The following is a 21,324-nucleotide window of genomic DNA, read 5'->3' on the forward strand; positions in this document are numbered from 1 at the left end:
GGACGCGACGACAAATGAGTGTGACCGCTGAGCCCACCCGGACCGGCCGCTGGCCCGTCGTACGCCCCTGGATCGGTGTCGCCGCCCGGCTCGGCCTGGCCGCCGTCTGGCTGATCGCCGGCGGAGCCAAGGTCGGTGACCTCGCCGCCTCCGGCCGCGCCGTCAACGCCTACCAGGTGATGCCGTACGACCTGGCGATGGTGATCGGCGCCGCGCTGCCCTTCGTGGAGCTGGCGCTCGGGGTGATCCTGCTGCTCGGCCTCGCCACCCGGCTCGCCGCCGGCGTCTCCGCGGCGCTGCTGGTGGTCTTCGTCGCCGGCATCGCCTCCGCCTGGAGCCGCGGCCTGTCCATCGACTGCGGGTGCTTCGGCAGCGGCGGGCAGCTCGCCGCCGGGCAGACCCCGAGCTACCTCCCGGAGATCCTCCGGGACCTGGGATTCCTGGCGCTGGCCGGATTCCTGCTGATCTGGCCCCGCACCCCCGTCTCGATGGACGGCTGGCTGGCGGGCGAACCTGGCGTGGAGGACGACGATGAGTAGTCGCAAGGGGCAGAAGGACGCGGCCCGGGTGGTCCGCGAGCAACTGGCCCGGGAGAAGCGGCGCAAGCGGACGCTGTGGACGTCGGTCGGCGCGGTCGTGGTCCTGGTCATCGCCGGGCTGATCGGCTGGAGCGTCTACTCCAGCCAGCGCGCTGACGACTTCACCGCGCCCAGGGGCGCCAACGACGCCGGCACCGGCGTGGTGATCGGCAGCGGCCCGGTCACCATCGACCTGTACGAGGACTACCTCTGCCCGGCCTGCAAGCAGTTCCAGCAGCTCAGCGGGGCGACCATCGACCAGCTCGTCAGCGAGGGCAAGGCGAAGGTCGTGTTCCACCCGGTCGCCATCCTCAACCGCTTCTCCACCACCGAGTACTCGACCCGCTCGTCGGCCGCCTCCGGCTGCGCCGCCGAGGGCGGCAAGTTCAAGGAGTTCAGCGACGCGCTCTTCGAGCGGCAGCCGCCGGAGGGCGGCCCCGGACTGAGCGACGACGAGCTGATCGACATCGGCGCGGGGGTCGGACTGAACCGCGACGACTTCGGCTCCTGCGTCTCCGACGGCACCTTCAAGGCGTGGACCCAGCACGTGACCGAGGACGCCAGCAGGTCCCGCGTCACCGGCACCCCGACCATCCGGATCGACGGCAAGGACGTCGCGGACCGCTCCCCGGAGGGGATCAAGGCGGCGGTGGAGGCGGCCGGCAAGTGATCCCGCCCCTGCTCCGGCGGGCCGGCCTGGTCGTCACCGCCGCGCTCGTCACCGTCCTCACCGTCGCCGCCCCGGCCGCCGCGCACGGCGCCGACGCCCCCGACGGCACCGACTACCGCAGCGAGGTGACCGGCCTCACCCCGGCCCGCCCCGACCTGACCGTACGGGCGGTCGAGGCGGGCGCGCGGCTGGAGCTGGTCAACACCGGCGGACGCGACGTCGAGGTGATCGGCTACTCCGGGGAGCCGTACCTGAAGGTGGGGCCGGGCGGGGCGTACGAGAACACCCGCTCCCCCGCCACGTACCTGAACCGGACCCTCGCCGGCGACACCACCCTGCCCGCCGAGGCGGACCCGGCCGCGCCGCCGCAGTGGCGCAGGATCGCCGACGAACCGCGGGCGCGCTGGCACGACCAGCGCGTCCTGTGGCGCGAATCCGGGGTGCCGGCACTGGTCGCCGCCGACCCGACCCGCGAGCACCGGGTCCGCGACTGGGCCGTGCCGGTACGCGACGGCGCCGAGCCGGTGGAGATCCGGGGCACCCTGGACTGGGTGCCGCCGCCGGACCCGTACCCCTGGTGGGTGGCCGCCACCCTCGGCGCCCTCGCCCTCGGGGCGGCCGGGCTGCTGCCGGCCGGCTCGACCGCCGGGACGCAGGCGCTGCGCGCGGTCGGGGCGCTGCTCGCGCTCGGCGGCGCGGCGGCGATCGTCCTCGTGGTCGGCCGGGAGCTCGACGCCGGCGCCGACGGCCTCGGCGGGCTGCTGTTCGGGCTGCTCACCGGGCAGGTCTGGGCGCTGCTCACCGCGCTCGGCGCGATCACGGCGGGCGGCTACGCGCTGGCCCGCCGCCCGGCGGCCGACTTCGCGCTGGCGCTGGCCGGCACCTGTCTGGCGCTCTTCGTCGGCGTGGCCAACCTGTCGATGCTCTCCCGGGCGGTGGCGCCGGTCCCCTGGCCCGGCCAGTACGCCCGGCTGCTGCTCGTGCTGGTCCTGGCCGCCGGCACCGGCGCGCTCGCCGCCGGTGTCCTGCGGCTGCACGCCGCCTCCCGCGCCGCCCTCGCGACGGCACCCGGCCGCACCCCGGTGCCGGCCTGACCGTCCGTCGGTCGCCCGCCTGACCGCCCGTCGAGCACAGCGCCCGGGCGGTTCGGCGCGCCGGCGTCCGGGGCGGTCGGTCGGGGCCTCGGCGCGGCGACCGCCGGTGACATCGCCGGTCAGGGGCGGGGCAGCGAGTGCGGGGTGAAGCCGTAGGGAAGTTCCAGGCGGTGCCGGGCCAGCAGCTCGGCGTCACCCAGGACGTCCAGGGTGGGGGCGTCGGCGACGATCCGGCCGGCGTCCAGGATCACCGAGCGGTCGCACAGCTCCGCCGCGTACGGCAGGTCGTGGGTGACCATCAGCAAGGTCACCGGCAGGCCGCGCAGGATCTCCGCCAGTTCCCGGCGTGCCGCCGGGTCCAGGTTCGACGAGGGCTCGTCGAGCACCAGGATCTCCGGGCGCATGGCCAGCACGGTGGCGACCGCCACCCGGCGGCGCTGCCCGAACGACAGGTGGTGCGGGGCCCGGTCCCGGTGCTCGCCCATCCGCACCGCCGCGAGCGCCTCGTCCACCCGCTCGGCCAGCTCCGCGCCGCGCAGCCCCAGGTTGGCCGGGCCGAACGCCACGTCCTCGGCGACCGTGGGCAGGAAGAGCTGGTCGTCCGGGTCCTGGAAGACGATGCCCACCCGGCGGCGGATCTCGGCCAGCGTGTCCCGGTCCTTCGACACGGTCAGCCCACCGACACTCACCGTGCCCCCGGTGGGGGTCAGGATGCCGTTGAGGTGCAGCACCAGCGTGGTCTTGCCGGCCCCGTTCGGGCCGAGCAGGGCCACCCGCTCGCCGCGCGGGACGGTCAGGTCCACCCCGTGCAGGGCGACGTGACCGTCCGGGTAGGCGTACCGGACGCCACGGACGTCCAGGGAGACAGCAGGCTGCACGTACCCGATCATGTCAGCACGACGGCGGTGGCCGCGATGCAGACCGCGACCAACGGCACGGTCGCCGCCGCCAGCCACTGCCCGGCCGTCGCCGCGCCCGCGCCCTGCCAGACCGCCGGCATCCGACCGGAGTAACCCCGGGACAGCATCGCCAGGTAGACCCGCTCGCCCCGCTCGAACGCGCGCAGGAACAGCGCGCCCACCCCGGCGGCGAAGCCGCGCAACTGCCAGAGGAAGCGCGGGTCGTCGCCCCGGGACATCCGGGCCACCCGCATCCGGCGGGCCTCGCCGACCAGCACGTCCAGGTACCGCAGCATGAAGGTGGCGATCTGGGTGACGACCTCGGGGCAGCGCAGCCGGTCCAGGCCGAGGATCAGGTCCCGGGTCGTGGTGGTCGCGGCCAGCAGCAGCGACGCGAGCACGCCCAGCGTGCCCTTGGCGACGATGTTCCACCCGCCGTAGAGACCGTCCACCGACAGGCTCAGGCCGACCACCTGCACCCGCTCCCCCGCGCCGAGGAACGGCAGCGCGAAGGCGAAGAGCACGAACGGCAGCTCGATCATCGAGCGCAGCAGCAGCCAGCGCAGACCGACCCGGGCCAGTACGGCGACCACGGCGACCAGCACCGCGTACCCGACGAACGCCCAGAGCGCCTCGCGCGGGGTGGCGACCACGGCGACGGTGAAGAGCACCATCGCCGGGATCTTCACCTCGGGGGCGAGCCGGTGCACCGGCGAGGACGCCTCGCGGTAGAGCACGTGCGCGTGTCCCGCGCCCATCGTCGTACGCCCGCTCAGCCGGCCGCGTCGGCGCGCTGCCGCTCGCCGCGCGCCGCGTCACCGGACTCGTCCGACCCGGCCGGGCCGCGCCGACGCAGCAGCCAGAACACCCCGCCGCCGATGGCGAACGTCAGCAGCACCCCGAGCACCCCGGACAGGCCGGTGGAGAGGAAGCCGTTGTCGATCCCGGCGACCCCGTAGTCGGCGAGCGGACCGCCCACCTCGTGCTCCTGCTCCTGCTGCGCCGGGCAGGAGCCGCCGGTGATCTCGCCCTCGGAGTCGACCGTGCAACCCTCGAGCAGGGAGGAGTCCAACCCGTCCGGGTGCGACGAGGCGTAGTTGCTGACCACTCCGGCCAGCAGGAGCGCGACCAGCAGGCCGACCGCGACGAAACCCCAGGACCGCTTTCTCACCGGACACCTCCGACCGCCGGGACGGGCGCCGGCGCGGCCGGCTTCAGCGCGCGCAGCGCGTACACCAGGTCGGGCCGGACCTTGGCGACGGTGACCACGGTGGTCGCGGTGATCAGCCCCTCGCCGATGCCGATCAGCAGGTGCACCCCGCCCATCGTGGCGGCCAGCCCGGTGATGTTGCCGCCCAGGTCGGTGGTGCCGCCGAGCCAGTACTGCAGCACGAAGCCCTGGGCGGCGACCACCACGCTGAGCAGCGCGGAGACGAACGCGGTCACGCCCAGCCCGGCCGGGGTGCGCGGCAGCACCCGCAGCAGCCCGGCGATCAGCAGGTACGCCACCGCGGTGCCCAGCAGCGCCATGTTGGTGACGTTCAGGCCGAGCATCGCGACGCCGCCGTCGCCGAAGACCAGGGCCTGCACCACCAGCACCACCGCCACGCAGAGCGCGCCCACCCAGGGGCCGACCAGCAGCGCGGCGAGCGCGCCGCCGAGCAGGTGGCCGCTCACCCCGGCGGTGAAGATCGGGAAGTTGAGCATCTGCACGGCGAAGATGAAGGCGGCGACCAGGCCGGCCATCGGGGCCAGCCGGTCGTCCAGGTCACGGCGGCCGCGCAGGACGCAGACGGTCAGCGCGGCGAGAGCGAGCGCCGCGAATATCCCCGCCACGGGACCGTTGATGATCCCGTTCGAGATGTGCATCGCCAGGGTGTCCACCGGGTCAGCTTATTTCCACGGCATCGTTGTTGCCAAGATGTGGCAACAAGGCATGGTGTTGATCACCGTACGCCCGGCGCGCGTCGGCCGCCCGGCCCCGAACCGGCGGTAGGGTCGTCGCCATGACCGCGCCCGACCGCCTCAGCCCCGGCGACCCCGCTCCCGACTTCACCCTGCCCACCGACACCGGCGAGACGCTCGCCCTGGCGGACCTGCGCGGCCGCCGGGTCATCCTGTACGCCTACCCGGCGGCGATGACCCCCGGCTGCACCAAGCAGGCCTGCGACTTCCGCGACTCGCTCGCCTCGCTGCAGGCCGCCGGCTACGAGGTCGTCGGCATCTCCCCGGACAAGCCGCAGAAGCTGGCGAAGTTCCGCGAGCGCGACGCCATCACCTTCCCGCTCGTCGCCGACACCGACAAGGCGGTGCTCACCGCCTACGGCGCGTACGGCGAGAAGCAGATGTACGGCAGGACCGTCACCGGCGTGATCCGGTCGACCTTCGTCATCGACCCGGACGGCAAGATCGAGCGGGCGTTCTACAACGTCAAGGCCACCGGACACGTCGCCAAGCTGCGCCGCGACCTCGGCCTGGACTGAGGTTGTCGTACCGGGTCACTACGGTGCGTACGTGGTCCGGTACAAATACACGCCCGAGCGGCTGGGCGAGGCGGCCGCCGCCGCGCGCAACGTCACCGAGGTGCTGCGGTTGCTCGGGGTGCGCGTCAGCGGCGGGTCGCACGCGCACATCAGCCGGCAGTTGAAGCGGTTCGGCATCGACACGTCGCACTTCACCGGGCAGGCACACAACCGCGGGCGCCCTTGGCGACGCCAGGCCCCGTCAGAGGTGCTGCGCCCGCTGACACCCGGATCCCAGAGAATCCCCGGACACCGCCTCAAGCGTGCCCTCGCATCCATCGGCACTGCCGAGCAGTGCGAGGTGTGCGGGGTGGGCACCATGTGGCAGGGAGCACCGCTCGTGCTGCACGTCGACCACATCAACGGTGACTTTCTGGACAACCGTGCGCCCAACCTCCGCCTGCTCTGCCCGAACTGCCACAGCCAGACGGCCACCTACGCGGGACGAATCCGTCGCGACGGTCCGACGACGGTGAGCGGTTCACGCGAGGACCGATCCGAGCCCGCGTCCCAGCCGACGATGCCCCCACCAGGCGACATCGAACTTCACTCCCTCGTGCAGAGAGTGAGCGAGGGCGAGCTGACGACGGCAGAGGCGGCGCAGATCTCCGGACGCACCAGAGATCACATTGGCAGACTGCGCCGCCGCTTCGAGGTCACCGGAAGCATCAAGCCTCGGCCCCATGTCCGCGACCGCCCGGTGAGACGACAGTTCCAGGATGCCGTCATCCGCTTCGCCCTCAACCACCCTCAGTTCGGATCCCGCAGGATCGCTCGGGGACTCGCAGATTCGTCCAACGGTGTCCCGGTCATCAGCCACCGCACCGTCCAACTGATTCTCAAGGAGGCCGGGCTCCACACCGAGGAGGCTCGACGGCTTAGACTCAGCGAATCGGCGGGAGTGGCGTAACAGGCAGCCGCGATAGGTTTAGGTCCTATTGTCCGATTGGACGTAGGGGTTCGAGTCCCCTCTCCCGCACCCACGCACCGCAGTTGCAAGCATCACGATCGCGAGATTGCCACGCCCCTGTCAGGTCAGGATGGCCGGCGTGAGCCTGTGCTTCGTCCTCGACCCCGACCTGACGCCCGAGCTGCGCCGACGGATCATCGACCTCTGGGTGGACGTCACCAACGCCGGTGGCGCCGTCGGCTTCGTCGCCCCGGTCACCGCCGACGACGTCCGCCCGGTCGCCGAGGCGACCTTCGACGACATCACGGCCGGCCCGGACCGGCTCCTCGTCGGGTTCGAGGACGGGCAGCCCGTCGCGGTGCTGATCTTCGCGGACAACCGGTTCCGCCTCAAGGCCCACTGGGGCACCCTCAAGCGGGTCATGGTCCATCCGAGGACGCAGGGTCGCGGGTACGGCGCCGCGACCATGCGGGAGGCCGCGCGCCTCGCCCCCGGACTCGGCTGGCAGGCGCTGCACGTGACCGTGCGGGGCGGCCTGGGCCTGGAGAGGTTCTACGCCCGGCTCGGCTACCGCGAGGTGGGCCGGCTGCCGGCCGCACTGCGGGTGGCGTCCGGCGACGACCGCGACGAGGTCCTGTTCTGGCTCGACCTGGACCAGCCGGCGGACTGACCGGGCGGCGCCCAGCCGGGGGCTCAGGGGCCGGGCGGGACAACCGACGGGATGAGGCCGGCGGACGCCGCCGCCGACGGCAGGGCGCAGCGGGGTACGGCCCGCCGGCCCACCTCGTGCCGTCCGCCGGTCAGGAGCAGCCGGGTGCCCGGGTCCCCTCCGCCGCTGGTGCGACGGACGCGCCGGGCGACGCCGGCGTGGCGCTGCCCGTCGGGCTGGTGGTGGGGCGGGGCAAGGCCGACCGCGACGGGCTCGGCCGCGCCGACGGGGACCGGGTCGGCGTGCCGGTCCGGGCGGTGCCGGGCGCGGCGCCTCCGCCGCCGTACATCCGCACGGTGCTGCGTTGGGTCTGGCCCAGCGCCATCCGGATCCCGGTGGCGGTGGCGCGGTGGCCGTACACGTCGGTGACCCGCAGGGTGTACGGCCCGGGGCCGGCCCCGGAGTCGATCAGCCAGTAGTTGTAGTCCTGCCGGACGGCGGAGCGGAACGTCGTCGAGCCGCTCGGTCGTACCTCGACGGAACGCAGCGGGTTGCCGTGGTCGCCGACGAGCACGGCGAACCAGTACTGCGAGGAGCCCTCCTTCATCCGGAAGGTGAGTGGCCCGGGCAGGGGCGGGTCGACGACGGCGCGGTAGCTGACGGAGACGATGCCCTGCACGGGGTCGGCGATGCGGGCGAACGCCTCGCGGGACAGGTCGAGGTGGCCGGGGGCGCATTCGGGGCACTGGTCCATGATCAGCACTCGGACGGTGCCGCGCGGGCCGGTGACGTCGAGGTGGCCACCGCAGGCGGCGCCGGCGGCGTACTCGTCGGGGCCGAGCGCGACGTAGAGCCGGTTGGCCGGAGCGGCGGGGTACGAGCAGTTGCCGCCGGCGCCCTTGGAGTCGTAGAAGGTCGCCTTGCCCTTGTGGACGGTGCCGCCGACGGGTGGGGCGGCGGCAAGCGGCGCGGCGGCGCAGGCGGGGGCGGCGCCGGAGCGCAGGGCGAGGCTCAGGGCGAGGACGACGGCGAGCCCGCTGGCGCCGGCGGCGGCGAGCCAGCGGGTGCGGGTCGAGCGGGGAGCCCGGCGACGGCCCGCCGCGGGACGGGTGGCAGGGTCAGTGGGAGCGCTACCGTCGATCACGCCGGTCGATGTTGCCGGACCGGCGCCTCCGGGGACAAGTCGGCCGGGCGATTGTCAGGACGCCAGCCTCTGACGGTCGCGCAGCAGCCCCGACGCGGTCACGGTGAGCGAGCGCAACGGCTCGACGGCCTCCGGCCGGGCGCGCAGCAGGTCCTCCAGGCGGACCCGCCAGATGCCGGCCTCGACCGGGGACCGGTCCTCGGCGGGGTACGACACCCTGGCCCCGGTGTCACGCAGCTCCTGCTCGTAGGCGGGGCCGAGGATCTCGCCGACCTGGTGGGCGAGCCAGGCGAACAGCTCCGCGTCGTCGGCCGCGGCGACGAACAACCGGGCCGTGTCCCAGGCGAGGCGGGGGTGGTGGACGACCTGCATCTCGACTCCTCTGTCGATGCGCCAGTACGGACATCATCGATCGATGCCGGTACGGGCGGCAAGGCCCGTCGGCCCAGGTCGACCCCCGATCGTGACCTGGGCCGCCGAGGTCACCAGGCCACGCCGATGCCGTCCCCCGGGTACCAGTGGTCGCGCGGGGTCTCCCGGTAGGCGAGGAACTTGCGACCGGTGCGCTCGGCATGCTCGGCGAGCACGTTGGTGCTGGTGACGTTGTCGGTGAGCAGGATCGCGCCGGGGGCGAGCTTGGCCTCCACGGCCTCGAACTCGCGCCGCTCGTGGGCACGGCTGTGGTCGCTGTCGTGCAGGAACAGGTCGACGGGGCGGTCGAGCGCGCCGATCGAGGCGATCGAGTCGCCGATGACCAGGTCCACCACCTCGGACCAGGGGGCGGTGCGGGCCAGGTAGCCGGCCTCGGGGTTGATGTCCAGCGAGGTCACCCGGCCGGGGTGGCCCTCGGCGGTGTTGCGCAACAGCGCGGCGGCGAGCACGCAGCTGCCGAGGCCCTTGTCGACGCCGGTCTCGACCACGTGCGCGGGACGGGTGGCGCGGACGATGGCGTACCAGCCGATGCGGCGGGCGTAGCGGACCTGTTTGTCGGCCAGGCCGCGGCGCGCGGACCCGGCGGTGGCCCGCTCGATGTGGCCGCGCAGCGTGTCGTCGGACTCGATCTCGTCGAGGTACGCGCGGACCTGCTTGACGGGCACGTCGCAGACGACGCTGACGAACCAGGCGAGGTGCTGCCGGCTGAGCTTCGTCAGGTCGTAGGTGTAGTTGTGGTGTTCGCGGGAGGTGAAGAGCCACCGGGTGCTGGTCCGGATGACCTTGGCGTCGTGCCGGGCGACCCGGGCGAGCCGCTTGGGGAAGGCGGCTACCGGTGCGAGGCGGGTGCGGGCGATGGCCCGGCGAAGCGTCGTTGCGTCCACGGGAGGGTTCTACCAGGCGAACGTGAAGATCGGCGAGGAAAGTTTCGATTCACCGACCGGGTGGCCGGGGTCGGCCGACCGGACGAGGGTCCCCGCGCCGAAACGTGAATCAGTAGCATCGCGGCCATGTCAGATCGTCAGCAGCTCACCGACCCGGACCCGCGCCCGCCGGCGTCCGACGTGGACATCGACGGTACGGGCGAGGCGCCCGCACCGGCTCCGCGTCGCCGTCGTGGGCGGCGGATCGCGCTGATCGTGCTGCTGGTGGTGGCGTTGCTGGCCGGCGGTGGAGTCCTCGCGGGCGGGTTGTACTACCGCTCGGTCGACTCCTCCATCGAGCGGGTCGAGGCGTTCGACGACGTGCCGCAGGAATCGCGCCCGGAGGCCGTGCCGGCCGCCGAGGGGGCCATGAACATCATGATCCTGGGCAGCGACTCCCGGGATCAGGAGAACAGCGCGGGTTCCCGCAGCGACACCCTCATCCTGGCCCACCTGACCAAGGACCGGTCGAGCGCCCAGCTCATCTCGATCCCCCGCGACACCTGGGTGCACGTGCCCCGGTCGAAGAGCGGGCAGGGGGGCCGGGACGCGAAGATCAACGCAGCCTACGCATGGGGCGGCGTCCCGCTGATGGTCCAGACAGTGGAGGAGTTCACCGGCGTCCGCATCGACCATGTGACGATGGTCGACTTCGCCGGCTTCAAGGAGATCGTCGACGCGTTGGGCGGCGTCGAGATCGACGTCGAGAAGAGCTTCACCACGAAGTACTCACTCGACAAGAGCGGCAGCCGGACCTTCGTCGCCGGCCGACAGACCCTCGACGGTGCCGCCGCGCTCGACTATGCGCGTGAGCGGCACGCCTTCGCTGACGGGGACTTCGCCCGGATCCGACACCAGCAGCAGGTGATCAAGGCGATCCTGGACAAGGCAGCCTCCGGCGGTGTGCTGACCAACCCCGGCAAGCTGAACTCGTTCGTCAAGGCGAGTGCCAACGCGGTGGCGGTCGACAAGTCACTGTCCCTGGTGGACCTGGCGATGAAGCTGCGCCATCTGCGCAGCGAGAACCTGGAGTTCTTCACCTGCCCGAGCAAGGGAACGGGCCGGGTCGGCAGCGAGAGTGTCGTCTTCGCGGACAAGGCCAGAGCCAGGACGCTCTTCGACGCGGTCCGCCGCGACTCCGTGCCCGAGATCGTGGCTGCCGGAAAGTAGGACATCGAATCACCTCGCTGGGCGCTGGTGGGCCCGGCGAGACCCTCGTATCCTTCGATCGCCCTCTGGCGTTCGCGTTTGGCCGAGGGTTGCCACGGGGGAGGACCGACCATGTCACGCCTACCGGCGACAGGTCATCCTGCTGTGTTCGCGACGCACGTCGGGGAGTCGTCGCAGCAGGCCACGGAAATGCAGGGCGTCTCGACCGACGGTCAGGGGATTCTCTCGGGGACCCCTCCCGTCCGGCTGGCCGGCGAACCGCTGCCGGCCACGGAGCGGCGTGCCGGTCTCGACACGACGACGGTGCTGCCGTACGCCGGCTCCCGGGCGTCGAAGCGCACCCGCCGTCTCCGCGCCTGGATGATGACGGCTCCCATCGACGTCATCGCGCTCCTCGCACCGCTGCTGCTGACGCAGAACTACTGGCGCGGGACACTTGTCAATGCCGGCCTCACGGTGGCCCTCTTCGCCGCCGGCGGGCTCTACCGACCCCGCCGTCACGTCAGTTTCCTGGACGAGATGCCGATCCTCGGCGGCCGGTTGCTGGCATCCGGCGCCGTGGTGGCCATCGTGGCGGCCGAGCGTCATGATTCCGTGCCGTACGTGAGCGGATTCATGCAGGGCGTGGCACTCTCCGCCGGCCTTGTCATGATCGGCCGGGCGTGCAGTCGAAGCATCCTCGTCGTCGCGCGGAGGCGGCGGTGGGTGGAACACAACGCCATCGTCATCGGTGGCGGCCCGATCGGGGCCGAGCTCGCCCGACTGCTGCGGCGCTACCCGCAGTACGGACTACGGTTCGTCGGTTGCGTCGACGCATCGTCGCGGCAGGGCGTCGCGGCGCTCCCCCTGATCGGGACCCTCGACGACCTCGAGCAACTCGCCCGGCTGCTGGAGTGCGAGGTCCTGATCATCGCCGACCCGGACTGTCCCGAGTCGACCCTGATGGAGATCCTGCTCCGACCCGACAGCTCACGGTGCGACCTGTGGGCGGTGCCGCGTCTCTGGGGCTCCCGATCCCACGGTCGGTACCCCGACCGGGTGGGCGCCTTCCCGATCGTCAAGATCGGCGACACCACGTTGACCGGTCCACGTTGGATGGTCAAGCGCGCCTCTGACGTGCTGTTCGCCGCAGTGGCGCTGATCGTCCTGAGCCCGGTGCTCCTGTTCTGCGCGATCGCGACGCTCCTCGACGGCGGTCGCGGGATCTTCTTCCTGCAGGAGCGGGTCGGCCGGTACGGCAAGCCGTTCAAGGTCATCAAGTTCCGGTCGATGCGCCCGGTCGACGAACACGAGTCGCAGACGAACTGGTCCATCGCGCACGACCAGCGGGTCGGGCCGATCGGGCGGTTCATGCGACGTACGTCGCTGGACGAACTGCCCCAGCTCTGGAACATCCTGCGCGGCGAGATGAGCGTGGTGGGACCGCGCCCGGAGCGGCCGTACTTCGTCGAGAAGTTCTCGGTCGAGTACCCGAACTACGCGATGCGCCACCGGGTGCCTGTGGGGCTCACCGGGCTTGCGCAGGTCAGTGGACTGCGGGGCGACACCCCGATCTCCGACCGGGCGAGATTCGACAACTACTACGTCGAGAACTGGTCGCTCTGGCTCGACGTCAAGATCGTGCTGCGTACCGTCGCGGAGGTGTTCCGTGGTGGTGGACGGTGACCGGCTCCGCCTCGCCTGGAGGGCAATTGCGGGTGGAGCGTCGCTCGGGTAGAAAGTGCCGGCGACGTGGAACCTGTCGTACCGATCCACGTGCCGCACCGTTTGGGGGAGACGAGTGACAGGCGTTTCGCTGGTCGACGCCGGCCAGCCGTCACCGGACTCCTCGCCCGGGCACCGGGCGTCCCGACTGCTCCGGCGGCTCGTCGCGCCGGAACTCCTGTACCTCGCCGCCCTCGGCCTGACCGGCCTGGCAGCGGTCGTGTCGGTGACCCTCCCGGCGGCAGAACGCGGCGAACTAGCCGCGAACATGGTGAGCGCGACGCTGGGCGCGGCCGTCGGCGGACTGTCGCTGGACACCTTCCTGCTGTCCCGCCCGGCCGGCTGGATCTTCTCCCGGGGGCGGACGTGGGTCCTCGCGATGCTCGGGATCTCGGTACTGCTCTCCGGTGTCGCCGCCGCGCTGCTCACCGTGGTGGCCGGAGTCGGTAGTCACCTGGTCGGCGTGGGATCCGCGGCGGGTCTGACCGTCTTCAACACGGTCTCGTCGATCGCGCTACGGCAGAAGAGCTTCCGGCTCGTCTACGCGATGCGCGCGGCGAGCGGGGCGGTCCTGGTCGGCGGGTACGCCGCCCTCTACGTCGCCGGACAGCTCGACGGCGGCCGGTGGAGCCAGGTCTGGCTGGGAGTCCAGTGGCTCAGTGCGCTGGCCGTGTGCGGCCTGGTGCTGGGGATGGCCCGGCGGATCGGGTCGACCCCGCCGCCCACGGCCACCCGGCGGGACTATCGCGCGGACGTGCTCGCGGTCGGCAGCCTGCATGCCGGGATCTTCGCGCAGATGATGACCCTCCGGTTCAACCAGGTCCTGGTGGCGAGGTTCGCCGGCGCCGGCCCGCTCGGCGTGTACGCCCTGGCTGTCGCGGCGTTGGAGTTCGCACAGGCCGGCGCCGTGGTGCGCGCGCAGCGGATCCTCGCCGACCGCAGCGGCGCGGACGGGCCGGACCCGACGCGGGCGGTGGTCCGGGCCGCGCTGCCGATCGCCCTGGCCGCGGTCGTCGGGCTCGCCGTACTGGGCTTCCTGCAGCCCGAGTACCGGCACGCCTGGATCCTCGGTCTGCTCCTCCTGCCCGGTTCGCTGGCGACGGCGGCCGGCAAGAGCTGGAGCGCCCTGCTGTTGAAAAGGCGAGGCGAGCAGGCGACCACCGTGGTCGCCCTCGTCACGGTCGTGGTGGCGATACCCGCGTACTTCGGGATCATCCCCTGGGCCGGCGCGGTCGGGGCGGCGGTCGCCTCCTCGCTCGCCTACGCCGTACACGCATTCGCGTCGAGAGCGAGCCTGCGCCGAGCGCAGCCGCCGAGTCCTGGAACGGTGTGAGATGGATGTCTCGATTGTGGTCCTCGCCTGGGAGGACTATGAGCGGACCCGGGCCTGCGTCCTGTCGCTGCCGAGCGAGGCGGAGATCGTCGTCGTGGACAACGGCAGCTCGGACGAGATCCGGCAGGCGTTGAGCGGATTCTGCGCCCAGCAGGGCGTCAGGTACGTCCAGTCCGGCTCCAACCTCGGGTACGCCCGAGGGATGAACCTCGGCGTACGCCACACGAGCAGGGCGAACGTCATCCTCTCCAACAACGACATCATCGTGCACGACGGTGCCGTGGCCCGGCTGCTGGCCGCTCTGGAGGACCCTGCGGTCGGCGCCGCCTTCCCCGCCGTGGTGACTCCGGGGGGCGTGCCACAGACCGACGGCGGACGCTTCCTCACCGTCCGGGTGGGCCTGGCGCACGCCACCGGACTGAGTCTGGTGGCGCCGCGCCTGCGGATCGTCGCTCCGCCGGACGAGGCGGACTGGCTGACCGGCCCCTTCGTCGCCATGCGCCGGCACACCTTCGACGCCATCGGCGGGGTCGACGAGAACTCCTTCTTCTACTCGGAGGACATGCGGCTGTGCTGGGCCGTACGCCAGCGAGGCATGCGGTTGGCGTACGTGCCGGAGGCCGTGATCATGCACGAGGACGACGCGACGGCCAAGCGGCGCTGGTCCGAGGAGGAGATCTCGCAACGGCGTACCCGGGAGTTCATCCGGGCGAGCCGGGACATGGGAGGTCGGCGCGGCCGGGTCGCGGCCACGGCGTACGTCTGCGGGGTGCTGCTGCGGGCGGCGGTGGGCCGGAATCCGGTCCGCCGCGCGATCGCGCGCGGTGCCGTCGAGGGATTGCGTGCCTCGTGAAGGTGCTCTTCGTCTGCACCACGGGGGGTTCCGGGCGACGGCAGCTCGGTGGGGCGGAACGGATCCTGACGGAGATCATCCCGGCGCATGCCCGGACGGGCGTCGAGGTCGTCGCCGCCACCTCGGACGACGAGGTCGGCAGGTCGTTGCGCGAGGCCGGGGTGCCCTGGGTGGGGCTCGGCGCGGCCAGTCGGATCGACCTGACGTACGCGCGCCAGATCCGTCGTCTCGCCCACGAGGTGCAGCCGGACGTGGTCTGCGCCCACCTGCTGTCGGCAGCGATGCATGCCCGGGCCGCGCTGAGCATGCAACGCGTGCGGACCCCCCTCGTGGTCACGCTGCACAACAGTCTCTGGCAGTACCGGGACACGGCCGGGTCGCTTCGGCAGAAGGCCAGCATCCAGTCGAACATCACCCTCGACCTGGCCATGCGGCGGTTACGACCACATGCGACGGTCGCGGTCTCCGAGTTCGAGGCCGCCGAGTTACGCGACCGTGGACGGGTCGAGAACGTCCACCTGATCCCGAACCCGCTGCCGGCCAGTTGGCCCGGTCCGCGGGCCGCGCCCCGGCCCGGCGCCGGTCGGCGGCCGGTGGTGGGGTACCTCGGACGGCTGGAACGGGAGAAGGGGGCCGATCTGCTGGCCGAGATCGCCTCGTACCTGCCGGAAGCGGACGTCAAGGTCGCCGGCGCCGGCTCGCTGCCGATCGCCGCCCGGCCGAACCTCGAGCTCGTCGGCCGGGTCGTCGCGGCGGAGTTCCTGCAACGGATCGACTGCCTCGTGGTCCCGTCCCGGGTGGAATCGTTCGGGCTCAGCGCGCTCGAAGCGCTGTCGCTGGGCGTACCCGTGGTGCACACCGGCGCCGGCGGACTGGCGGAGGTCACCCGGCACGCGGAGGGCGTCCTGGCCTTCCGGGCGGAGCCCACGCCCGTGGCGCTGGCCGGGGCCGTCCGGGAGGCGATCCGCCGCGTCGACGCCCCGGAGGACAGACGGAAGGTGGCCGAGTGGTACGCCGACGAGTACGCGTTCGACCGGTGCGTGTCGCGCTGGCAGCGCCTGTACCGGTCACTGCGGCGACCGGTGGACCAGTGAGGGTGGTGCCCGAGTGGCGCAGGAACTGACCGTCGTCACGGTGCTGTACCGGTCCACGCAGATGCTCGCCGAGACGCTCCCGACCTGGGTACGCAGCGCCGACGGACTCCCGGTGCGGTTCATCTTCGCCGACAACTGGCCCGAGGACGGGTGCGAGAAGGTCATCGCCGGCTGCCTCGACGACGACCGGTACGAATACCTGCCCGACCCGTCGAACCCGGGCTTTGCGGCCGGCTGCAACCGGGCGGTCGCGTCCACCACCACGAGCCACCTCCTGCTGCTGAATCCGGACGTCTGGTTGCCCGACGACGCGCTGGCCCGGCTCTGCGACGCCATCGCCGAGGATCCCGGCATCCCCGTCGCGGTCGGCCTGGCCATGCACGGCGGCGAGTACGTCGGGATCGACCTCAATCCGATCTCGCTCTTCATCGACCGGCCCGCCACGGCGTCGCGGCCACCGCTCGGCCCGTCAGGTGGCGCGGCGGTCTTCCCCACCGACCTGTTCCGCAGGTTCGGAGGATTCGACGAGCACCTGTTCGCCTGGGGTGAGGACGCCGACCTGGCCTTCCGGCTCTGCGGGGCGGGCCTGCGCACCCGCGCGCTGGATCTCGTGCTGCCGCACGCCGGTGGCCACAGCGTCGAGGGAGACGACAAGCTCCAGGGATTCCGGGCCTTCCTCCTGGCCCGTAATCGGCTCCTGGTCGCGGCGCGGACCTTCAGCTGGCCGCTGATGCTCGTCGCGGTGCCGATCCTGGCGCTGGCGCACGTCGCGCTGGCCGCCCGGCGGGTGCGTCAGGGCCTGCTGCGGCCGTTTCTGCGCGGTGTGGGACGCGGCCTGGTGGAGGGGCCGGCCGCCCGCCGGCAGTGGCAGGGCGAGCGGTTCGGCTTCGCCTGCCTGTGGAGCTACCTGAGAGGTCGTGGAGCGTGATGGCAACATCGCGGTGGAGCGTCGTGACGGTCACCTACAACTCGGCGGAGACGCTGCGCCGATGCTGGCTCGGCGGGGCCCGGCCGTACGAGTGGATCGTCGTGGACAACTGCTCCGCCGACGACTCGGCCGCGGTCGCGGCGGAGCTGGGCGCTCGGGTCGTCCGGCTGCCGGAGAACGTCGGCTTCGCCCGGGCCAACAACCTCGCGCTGCGCCAGGCGGCGGGCGAGTACGTCCTGTTCGCGAACCCGGACCTCGAGGTCCGCACGGACGGTCTCGACACGTTGGGACGGCACCTCGACGCACACGGTGGCCTGGTCGCCCCCCAGTTGCTCTCGTCCGAGGGAGTGCCGCAGGCCAACGGCCGTGGCTTCCCGTACGCCACCGCCAAGCTGGGAAACCGCAAGCTCTGGCCACTGTCCCGCCTGCACGCCTCGTACCGTATGGTGGCGGACCCGGGCGAGGTGCGCTACGTCGCCTGGGTGATGGGCGCGGCCGTCGCCGGACGCACCGCGGACCTCGTGGCACTGGGTGGGTGGAACGAGCGGTTCTTCCTCTACTACGAGGACCACGAACTCGGGCTGCGTGCGTGGCGGCACGGCCTTCCCGTCGCGTTGCGGGGTGACGTCCGGTGGACCCATCACTGGGCTCGCGCGACGAATTCCCTCCGCTGGTCCAGGGCGCACACGCTGGAGTTGCAGAGCGCGAGGATCTTCTTCGGCATGTTCCCCGAGTTCCTGATCGGGATGCCTCCGGCGTCCCGGCGGCACCGGCAGGCCGCACGACTGATCGGATCAACGGTGCCGCAGGTCTCGCGCACGGGCGAACCGGTCTCGACCACCGACGGCTGAACAGCCGGTTGTCGCCGGGCGAGCGACCGTAGGCCTCGTCGGAGCGCTCTGCGGCCGACGGCCCGGCGACGCGCGCCCGGTGACGGCAGGCCCTAGTGGACGGCCGGGGCGACGCCGCCCTCCGCACTGGCGTTCCCCGACGTCCGGGGGAGCGGAAGGCGCGCATCGGGTGGCAGTGGCCGAGCGGACGACGACGGGTGGTCGGCGGCACCCAACGCGATCGCCAGGAGAATCACGGCCACCGCTCCGAGCCACAACCACACGTCGAAGAAGAAGATCTGCGCCGCGATCGCCACCAGCAGGACGCGGGCAGGCAACGACCGGAGACGCCAGAACAGCATCGCCAGCAGCGACAGCAGGCCGGCCAGCCCGACCAGCCCGTAGTTGTACCAGAAGGTCAGGTAGGTGTTGTCGAAGACTTCCGCCTGGCCGTCGCCGATACCGACGTGCTCCAGGTAGCGCACGTTGGCCTCCGGGCCGTTGCCGAAGACGACGGTGGACCAGTCTCGGGTGATGCCGTCCCAGACGACGTTGATGCGGGTGAAACGCGCGCCCGCGCTGGCCGGGTCGGAGATCCGCGACCCCGCCACGTCGACCGCGTCCACCGCCCCGGGCGCGGGAGCGGCGGTGGAGCCGGGTACGGGAGCGCTGGGGCCCGGCGCGGCAGCCTCGGTGCTCGGCGCAGGAGCCTTGCTGCTCGGCGCAGGAGCCTCAGTGCTCGGCGCAGGAGCCTCAGTGCTCGGCGCAGGAGCCTCAGTGCTCGGCACAGGGGACGCACTCGCCACCGGAGCAGCGGCCCCGGGCGCCGGCGCGGGAGCGGGAGTGAGGGCCGAGGGTGCGAACGCCACGACCGCGTAGGAGACCGCGGCGACGGCGACCCCGGTGGCCGCACCCCGCCAGGAGACCTGCCGCCAACGCAGGAGCAGCCAGGCCGCCAGGGCGAGGATCGTGCCGACCCAGGCGCTCCGGGTGCCCGACAGCACCAGTCCCACGAGGTTCGCGGTGAACGGGACGTACCAGTACCTACCCCGGAGGGTCAACGCGACGAGGGCCATCGCCATGGCGAAGGTGCCGTAGATGATGGGGTGACCCGAGAGACCCACCGCCCGTGTGTTGTCGAAGGCGGAGGTGTAGGTCCAGTCGTACGCCAACTGGTCGAAGATCGGCCAGGTACGGGACAGGGTCTGGTACTTGGCGAACACGGCGACGACGACGCTGAACCAGGTGAAGGTCTCGGCGATCCGCCTGATCGTCGGTGGATCACGGCGCGCTTCCTCCACGAGGTGCCAACCCAGGACGCCGAAGCACAACAGGGGGGCCACACCGACGACCACGGGCTTCGCCCCGTGCCAGTGGACGATCCCCGCGAGCACCGCGCACATCGGGAGCAGCAGCGCCGCCGCCATCAGCTTCGGCTGCCACCCGTCCCGTTCGGCGCGCAGCACCCGGCCCCAGCCGGCGAGGACGAAGAGGACCAGCACCAGGGTGTACGAGGGGTTGGTCGGGTAGCCGAAGTCGATGGTCACCGGGATCACGAAGGCGATGACGAAGACGGCCCAGGTGATCCGGACAGGTTCCAGCAGCACCCAACCGAGCAGGATGCCGACGCCGACCGCGATGGCCGCTTGCCACCTGCCCGCGAACAGGAGCCCGGCCGCCAATAGGACAAGACCGATGCCGAGCAGGCGCACCCGGCGCTCCACTCCCTTTACCTGGGCAGTCAAACCTCGCACCGTGCGATCGTACGTATCAGCCGGCGCCGATTGGCAGCGGGTCTCCGCACCCCGGGGCGCTCCGGAACGGGGTCGAGTTGGCCGCCCGCACCCGGCCGGAGCAGCTACTTTGGACCGCTGCCGCTCCATCTCCCCCCGTGGGTTAGGGTGACGCCCGGCCGGTCGGCAGTCGGGATTGGGATCTGCGTGGTTGCACAACTGGAACCAGCGGACGTCGGCGGAACCGACGCACCGATGGTCGCCGCGCCGAGACCCCGCCCGACCGTGCGCGACGCCGCCGCGATCGCCGTGCTGCTGGAACTCGTCCCGGTCTTGCACGACGTCAGGACCATGCTGACGGCACCGTACTGGGTCGACGAGGCATGGGTGGCGCTCTCGGTGCGGTTCTCGCTCAGCGAACTCCCGGTGACCACGTCGTCGAGCCCGCTGGGCTGGAGCTTCCTACTGCGGCTTGTTCCCGACATCGACCATCTGCGAGTGGTGCCGCTCGTGTTCCACGCGCTCGCGGTCGTCGCGGCGTACGCGCTCGGCCGGTCGCTGAGCTGGCCGACGCCCGGCCGGGGCATCGTCGCGGGAATGGCCTGCGCGATGGCGGTCCTGCTCCTTCCGGCGCAGCAGGTTCGCCACGACCTCAAGCAGTACACCGCCGACGCCGCCGTCGCGGTGGTCCTGCTCGTCCTGGTCTCGTGGACCGAGCAGTCGTGGTCCCGTCGGCGACTCGGGGTGATGACGGCCGTGGTCGCGGTGGGGATCCTGGTCAGTCACGTGACGGCGATCGTCGCTCCCTGCGCGTTCGGCGCGTTGATGCTGACGACCGCGATCCGCCGGCAGTGGGCGCGCTTCGTCGAGGTGGCGCTGGCCGCGCTCAATGCCGGGATCATCGTCGCCGCCGTCTACGTCGGCATCTCCTCGCGAGGGCGGAACGAGGCGATGGAACGGTACTGGGTCGACAGTTTTCCCGCACCGACCGAACTGCCCGGCCACCTCGGCCAGCAGATCGACGATCTCGCCCCGCTGGTCGGCGCTCCCGGGCTGGTCGTCGTCGGCCTGCTCGTCGTCGGCACACGCACCCTCGTCGCGCGGGACCGCCTCGTCTCCGGCGTCGCGGTGCTCCTGCTGCCCGCGGTGGCGATCGTGCTTGGCGTCGCGGGGGTCTACCCGCTGCTGGAACTGCGCACCTCGCACTTCCTGCTGGTCACGGCGGCAGCGGTGGCCGGCATCGGGGTCGCCGGGCTGGCGGACTCGGCGGCCACGCTGGCCCAACGCAGGCTCCCCGGTACCCGGCCCGCGATCGTCAGCGCGGCGATCTGCGCGGTCCTGCTCGGGTCGTACGGCATCGGCAACGGCCGGTGGTACCGGTTCGACGGGAACGAGCCCGGGCTCTACTACACCGCGATCGCCGTGACGGACGTCCGTTCGGCGACCGGGTACGTGGCCACGCACCGCTCACCGAACGACGTCGTCGTCATGAACGACGCGGCCTGGTACGGGTTCGCCTTCTACTCGGAGGGCGACACCATCGAGTTGGTCGCACCGTACGGGAACACCGTCGGTTGGTGGGTCAGGATGCCCACCCGGCCCGACGTCGTCGTGGTCTCGGGGCATGACACGGCGGCCATCCGCGCCACCCTCGATCAGGCGTTGGAGTCGGCGGGTCGGCGCGGCGGGGACGCACGCGTCTGGCTGATCCGTTCCCACGTCATCGACGACGAGGTGGACGCCTGGCGGCAGGTGCTCGCCGACTACCGGGTGGAACAGGTCACCGACGGGGTGGAGCCGGTCGTGCTGGTCAGCAACCGCTGATCGGCCCTGCCGAACGGCACCGCCCTCGAGCCCG

General features: G+C 72.1%; 22 protein-coding genes and 1 tRNA gene. 15 read left to right on the plus strand and 8 right to left on the minus strand.

Annotated elements, in window-relative coordinates; translation table 11 throughout:
- Positions 1-14 precede the first annotated feature (14 nt).
- The 3 genes from ACPFP2_RS03665 to ACPFP2_RS03675 are packed head-to-tail and all read left to right on the plus strand — an operon-like array spanning position 15 to position 2,342.
- Positions 15-539, plus strand: a complete 525-nt coding sequence (locus tag ACPFP2_RS03665; RefSeq protein ID WP_424086062.1) for a MauE/DoxX family redox-associated membrane protein — start codon at positions 15-17, stop codon at positions 537-539.
- Entirely contained in the window at positions 532-1,248 is a 717-nt protein-coding gene (locus tag ACPFP2_RS03670; protein WP_424086064.1) for a DsbA family protein, read from the plus strand. The genes ACPFP2_RS03665 and ACPFP2_RS03670 overlap by 8 nt, the downstream gene beginning before the upstream one ends.
- A complete protein-coding gene (locus ACPFP2_RS03675; protein WP_424086065.1) occupies positions 1,245-2,342 on the plus strand; it encodes a hypothetical protein in 1,098 nt (365 codons plus the stop codon). The genes ACPFP2_RS03670 and ACPFP2_RS03675 overlap by 4 nt, the downstream gene beginning before the upstream one ends.
- Positions 2,343-2,461: 119 nt before the next feature.
- Here ACPFP2_RS03675 and ACPFP2_RS03680 read toward each other — a convergent pair whose 3' ends face one another.
- Genes ACPFP2_RS03680 through ACPFP2_RS03695 form a run of 4 tightly spaced genes read right to left on the minus strand, consistent with a single transcriptional unit; the run spans position 2,462 to position 5,125 of the window.
- On the minus strand, positions 2,462-3,232 hold the full coding sequence (locus tag ACPFP2_RS03680; RefSeq protein WP_424086066.1) for an energy-coupling factor ABC transporter ATP-binding protein: 771 nt from the start codon (positions 3,230-3,232) through the stop codon (positions 2,462-2,464).
- The gene (gene cbiQ / locus ACPFP2_RS03685; RefSeq protein ID WP_424086068.1) at positions 3,229-3,999 is read right to left on the minus strand and encodes a cobalt ECF transporter T component CbiQ; all 771 of its coding nucleotides are present in this window, start codon (positions 3,997-3,999) and stop codon (positions 3,229-3,231) included. The genes ACPFP2_RS03680 and cbiQ overlap by 4 nt, the downstream gene beginning before the upstream one ends.
- A gap of 14 nt (positions 4,000-4,013) precedes the next feature.
- On the minus strand, positions 4,014-4,412 hold the full coding sequence (locus tag ACPFP2_RS03690; protein ID WP_424086070.1) for a PDGLE domain-containing protein: 399 nt from the start codon (positions 4,410-4,412) through the stop codon (positions 4,014-4,016).
- Entirely contained in the window at positions 4,409-5,125 is a 717-nt protein-coding gene (locus tag ACPFP2_RS03695; protein ID WP_424086072.1) for an energy-coupling factor ABC transporter permease, read from the minus strand. The genes ACPFP2_RS03690 and ACPFP2_RS03695 overlap by 4 nt, the downstream gene beginning before the upstream one ends.
- 122 nt (positions 5,126-5,247) lie before the next feature.
- Here ACPFP2_RS03695 and bcp point away from each other — a divergent pair, with 122 nt between their 5' ends.
- From bcp to ACPFP2_RS03715, 4 genes are all read left to right on the plus strand, one after another.
- Positions 5,248-5,724: a thioredoxin-dependent thiol peroxidase gene (bcp, locus tag ACPFP2_RS03700; protein WP_424086074.1), complete on the plus strand. Its 477-nt coding sequence runs from the start codon at positions 5,248-5,250 to the stop codon at positions 5,722-5,724.
- Positions 5,725-5,755: 31 nt separating this feature from the next.
- Entirely contained in the window at positions 5,756-6,673 is a 918-nt protein-coding gene (locus ACPFP2_RS03705) for a hypothetical protein (RefSeq protein ID WP_424086075.1), read from the plus strand.
- A tRNA-Leu gene (locus ACPFP2_RS03710) sits at positions 6,659-6,742 on the plus strand. Before ACPFP2_RS03705 ends, ACPFP2_RS03710 begins: the two co-directional genes overlap by 15 nt.
- A gap of 70 nt (positions 6,743-6,812) precedes the next feature.
- Positions 6,813-7,343, plus strand: coding sequence for an N-acetyltransferase family protein (locus ACPFP2_RS03715; RefSeq protein ID WP_424086077.1), 531 nt, complete (start codon positions 6,813-6,815; stop codon positions 7,341-7,343).
- A gap of 130 nt (positions 7,344-7,473) precedes the next feature.
- Here ACPFP2_RS03715 and ACPFP2_RS03720 read toward each other — a convergent pair whose 3' ends face one another.
- From ACPFP2_RS03720 to ACPFP2_RS03730, 3 genes are all read right to left on the minus strand, one after another.
- Entirely contained in the window at positions 7,474-8,466 is a 993-nt protein-coding gene (locus ACPFP2_RS03720; protein ID WP_424086079.1) for an expansin EXLX1 family cellulose-binding protein, read from the minus strand.
- 54 nt (positions 8,467-8,520) lie between these two features.
- Positions 8,521-8,838 carry a hypothetical protein gene (locus tag ACPFP2_RS03725; RefSeq protein WP_424086081.1) on the minus strand — a complete coding sequence of 106 codons (318 nt, stop codon included), beginning with the start codon at positions 8,836-8,838 and terminating at the stop codon, positions 8,521-8,523.
- Positions 8,839-8,948: 110 nt separating this feature from the next.
- Positions 8,949-9,782, minus strand: coding sequence for a class I SAM-dependent methyltransferase (locus tag ACPFP2_RS03730; protein WP_424086083.1), 834 nt, complete (start codon positions 9,780-9,782; stop codon positions 8,949-8,951).
- A gap of 126 nt (positions 9,783-9,908) precedes the next feature.
- Between ACPFP2_RS03730 and ACPFP2_RS03735 the strand changes: the two genes are divergently transcribed.
- From ACPFP2_RS03735 to ACPFP2_RS03765, 7 genes are all read left to right on the plus strand, one after another.
- Positions 9,909-10,991 carry an LCP family protein gene (locus tag ACPFP2_RS03735; protein WP_424086084.1) on the plus strand — a complete coding sequence of 361 codons (1,083 nt, stop codon included), beginning with the start codon at positions 9,909-9,911 and terminating at the stop codon, positions 10,989-10,991.
- A gap of 144 nt (positions 10,992-11,135) precedes the next feature.
- The gene (locus ACPFP2_RS03740; protein ID WP_424086085.1) at positions 11,136-12,656 is read left to right on the plus strand and encodes a sugar transferase; all 1,521 of its coding nucleotides are present in this window, start codon (positions 11,136-11,138) and stop codon (positions 12,654-12,656) included.
- A 115-nt stretch (positions 12,657-12,771) separates the two neighbouring features.
- Positions 12,772-14,028: a hypothetical protein gene (locus ACPFP2_RS03745; RefSeq protein ID WP_424086087.1), complete on the plus strand. Its 1,257-nt coding sequence runs from the start codon at positions 12,772-12,774 to the stop codon at positions 14,026-14,028.
- A gap of 1 nt (position 14,029) precedes the next feature.
- Positions 14,030-14,881 carry a glycosyltransferase gene (locus ACPFP2_RS03750; protein ID WP_424086089.1) on the plus strand — a complete coding sequence of 284 codons (852 nt, stop codon included), beginning with the start codon at positions 14,030-14,032 and terminating at the stop codon, positions 14,879-14,881.
- A complete protein-coding gene (locus tag ACPFP2_RS03755) occupies positions 14,878-15,975 on the plus strand; it encodes a glycosyltransferase family 4 protein (protein WP_424086091.1) in 1,098 nt (365 codons plus the stop codon). The genes ACPFP2_RS03750 and ACPFP2_RS03755 overlap by 4 nt, the downstream gene beginning before the upstream one ends.
- 13 nt (positions 15,976-15,988) lie before the next feature.
- Positions 15,989-16,903 (plus strand): glycosyltransferase family 2 protein, encoded by a 915-nt coding sequence (locus tag ACPFP2_RS03760; protein ID WP_424086093.1) that lies wholly within the window; start codon positions 15,989-15,991, stop codon positions 16,901-16,903.
- On the plus strand, positions 16,903-17,754 hold the full coding sequence (locus ACPFP2_RS03765) for a glycosyltransferase (protein WP_424086095.1): 852 nt from the start codon (positions 16,903-16,905) through the stop codon (positions 17,752-17,754). Before ACPFP2_RS03760 ends, ACPFP2_RS03765 begins: the two co-directional genes overlap by 1 nt.
- Before the next feature lie 92 nt (positions 17,755-17,846).
- On the opposite strand, the gene ACPFP2_RS03770 is transcribed toward ACPFP2_RS03765, so the two are convergent.
- On the minus strand, positions 17,847-19,478 hold the full coding sequence (locus tag ACPFP2_RS03770; protein ID WP_424086097.1) for a hypothetical protein: 1,632 nt from the start codon (positions 19,476-19,478) through the stop codon (positions 17,847-17,849).
- Positions 19,479-19,673: 195 nt separating this feature from the next.
- On the opposite strand from ACPFP2_RS03770, the gene ACPFP2_RS03775 reads away from it, so the two are divergent.
- Positions 19,674-21,290 carry a hypothetical protein gene (locus ACPFP2_RS03775; protein WP_424086099.1) on the plus strand — a complete coding sequence of 539 codons (1,617 nt, stop codon included), beginning with the start codon at positions 19,674-19,676 and terminating at the stop codon, positions 21,288-21,290.
- The last annotated feature ends 34 nt before the right edge of the window (positions 21,291-21,324 follow it).

This window comes from Micromonospora citrea (assembly GCF_049629545.1).
Lineage (GTDB): Bacteria > Actinomycetota > Actinomycetes > Mycobacteriales > Micromonosporaceae > Micromonospora > Micromonospora citrea_A.

Excerpts from the sequence above, each read along its gene's own strand:
- ACPFP2_RS03680 (WP_424086066.1), bottom strand. The coding sequence starts at position 3,232 with ATGATCGGGTACGTGCAGCCTGCTGTCTCCCTGGACGTCCGTGGCGTC.
- ACPFP2_RS03750 (WP_424086089.1), top strand. The coding sequence starts at position 14,030 with ATGGATGTCTCGATTGTGGTCCTCGCCTGGGAGGACTATGAGCGGACC.
- ACPFP2_RS03665 (WP_424086062.1), top strand. The coding sequence starts at position 15 with ATGAGTGTGACCGCTGAGCCCACCCGGACCGGCCGCTGGCCCGTCGTA.
- ACPFP2_RS03725 (WP_424086081.1), bottom strand. The coding sequence starts at position 8,838 with ATGCAGGTCGTCCACCACCCCCGCCTCGCCTGGGACACGGCCCGGTTG.
- ACPFP2_RS03765 (WP_424086095.1), top strand. The coding sequence starts at position 16,903 with ATGGCAACATCGCGGTGGAGCGTCGTGACGGTCACCTACAACTCGGCG.
- ACPFP2_RS03670 (WP_424086064.1), top strand. The coding sequence starts at position 532 with ATGAGTAGTCGCAAGGGGCAGAAGGACGCGGCCCGGGTGGTCCGCGAG.
- cbiQ (WP_424086068.1), bottom strand. The coding sequence starts at position 3,999 with ATGGGCGCGGGACACGCGCACGTGCTCTACCGCGAGGCGTCCTCGCCG.
- ACPFP2_RS03735 (WP_424086084.1), top strand. The coding sequence starts at position 9,909 with ATGTCAGATCGTCAGCAGCTCACCGACCCGGACCCGCGCCCGCCGGCG.
- bcp (WP_424086074.1), top strand. The coding sequence starts at position 5,248 with ATGACCGCGCCCGACCGCCTCAGCCCCGGCGACCCCGCTCCCGACTTC.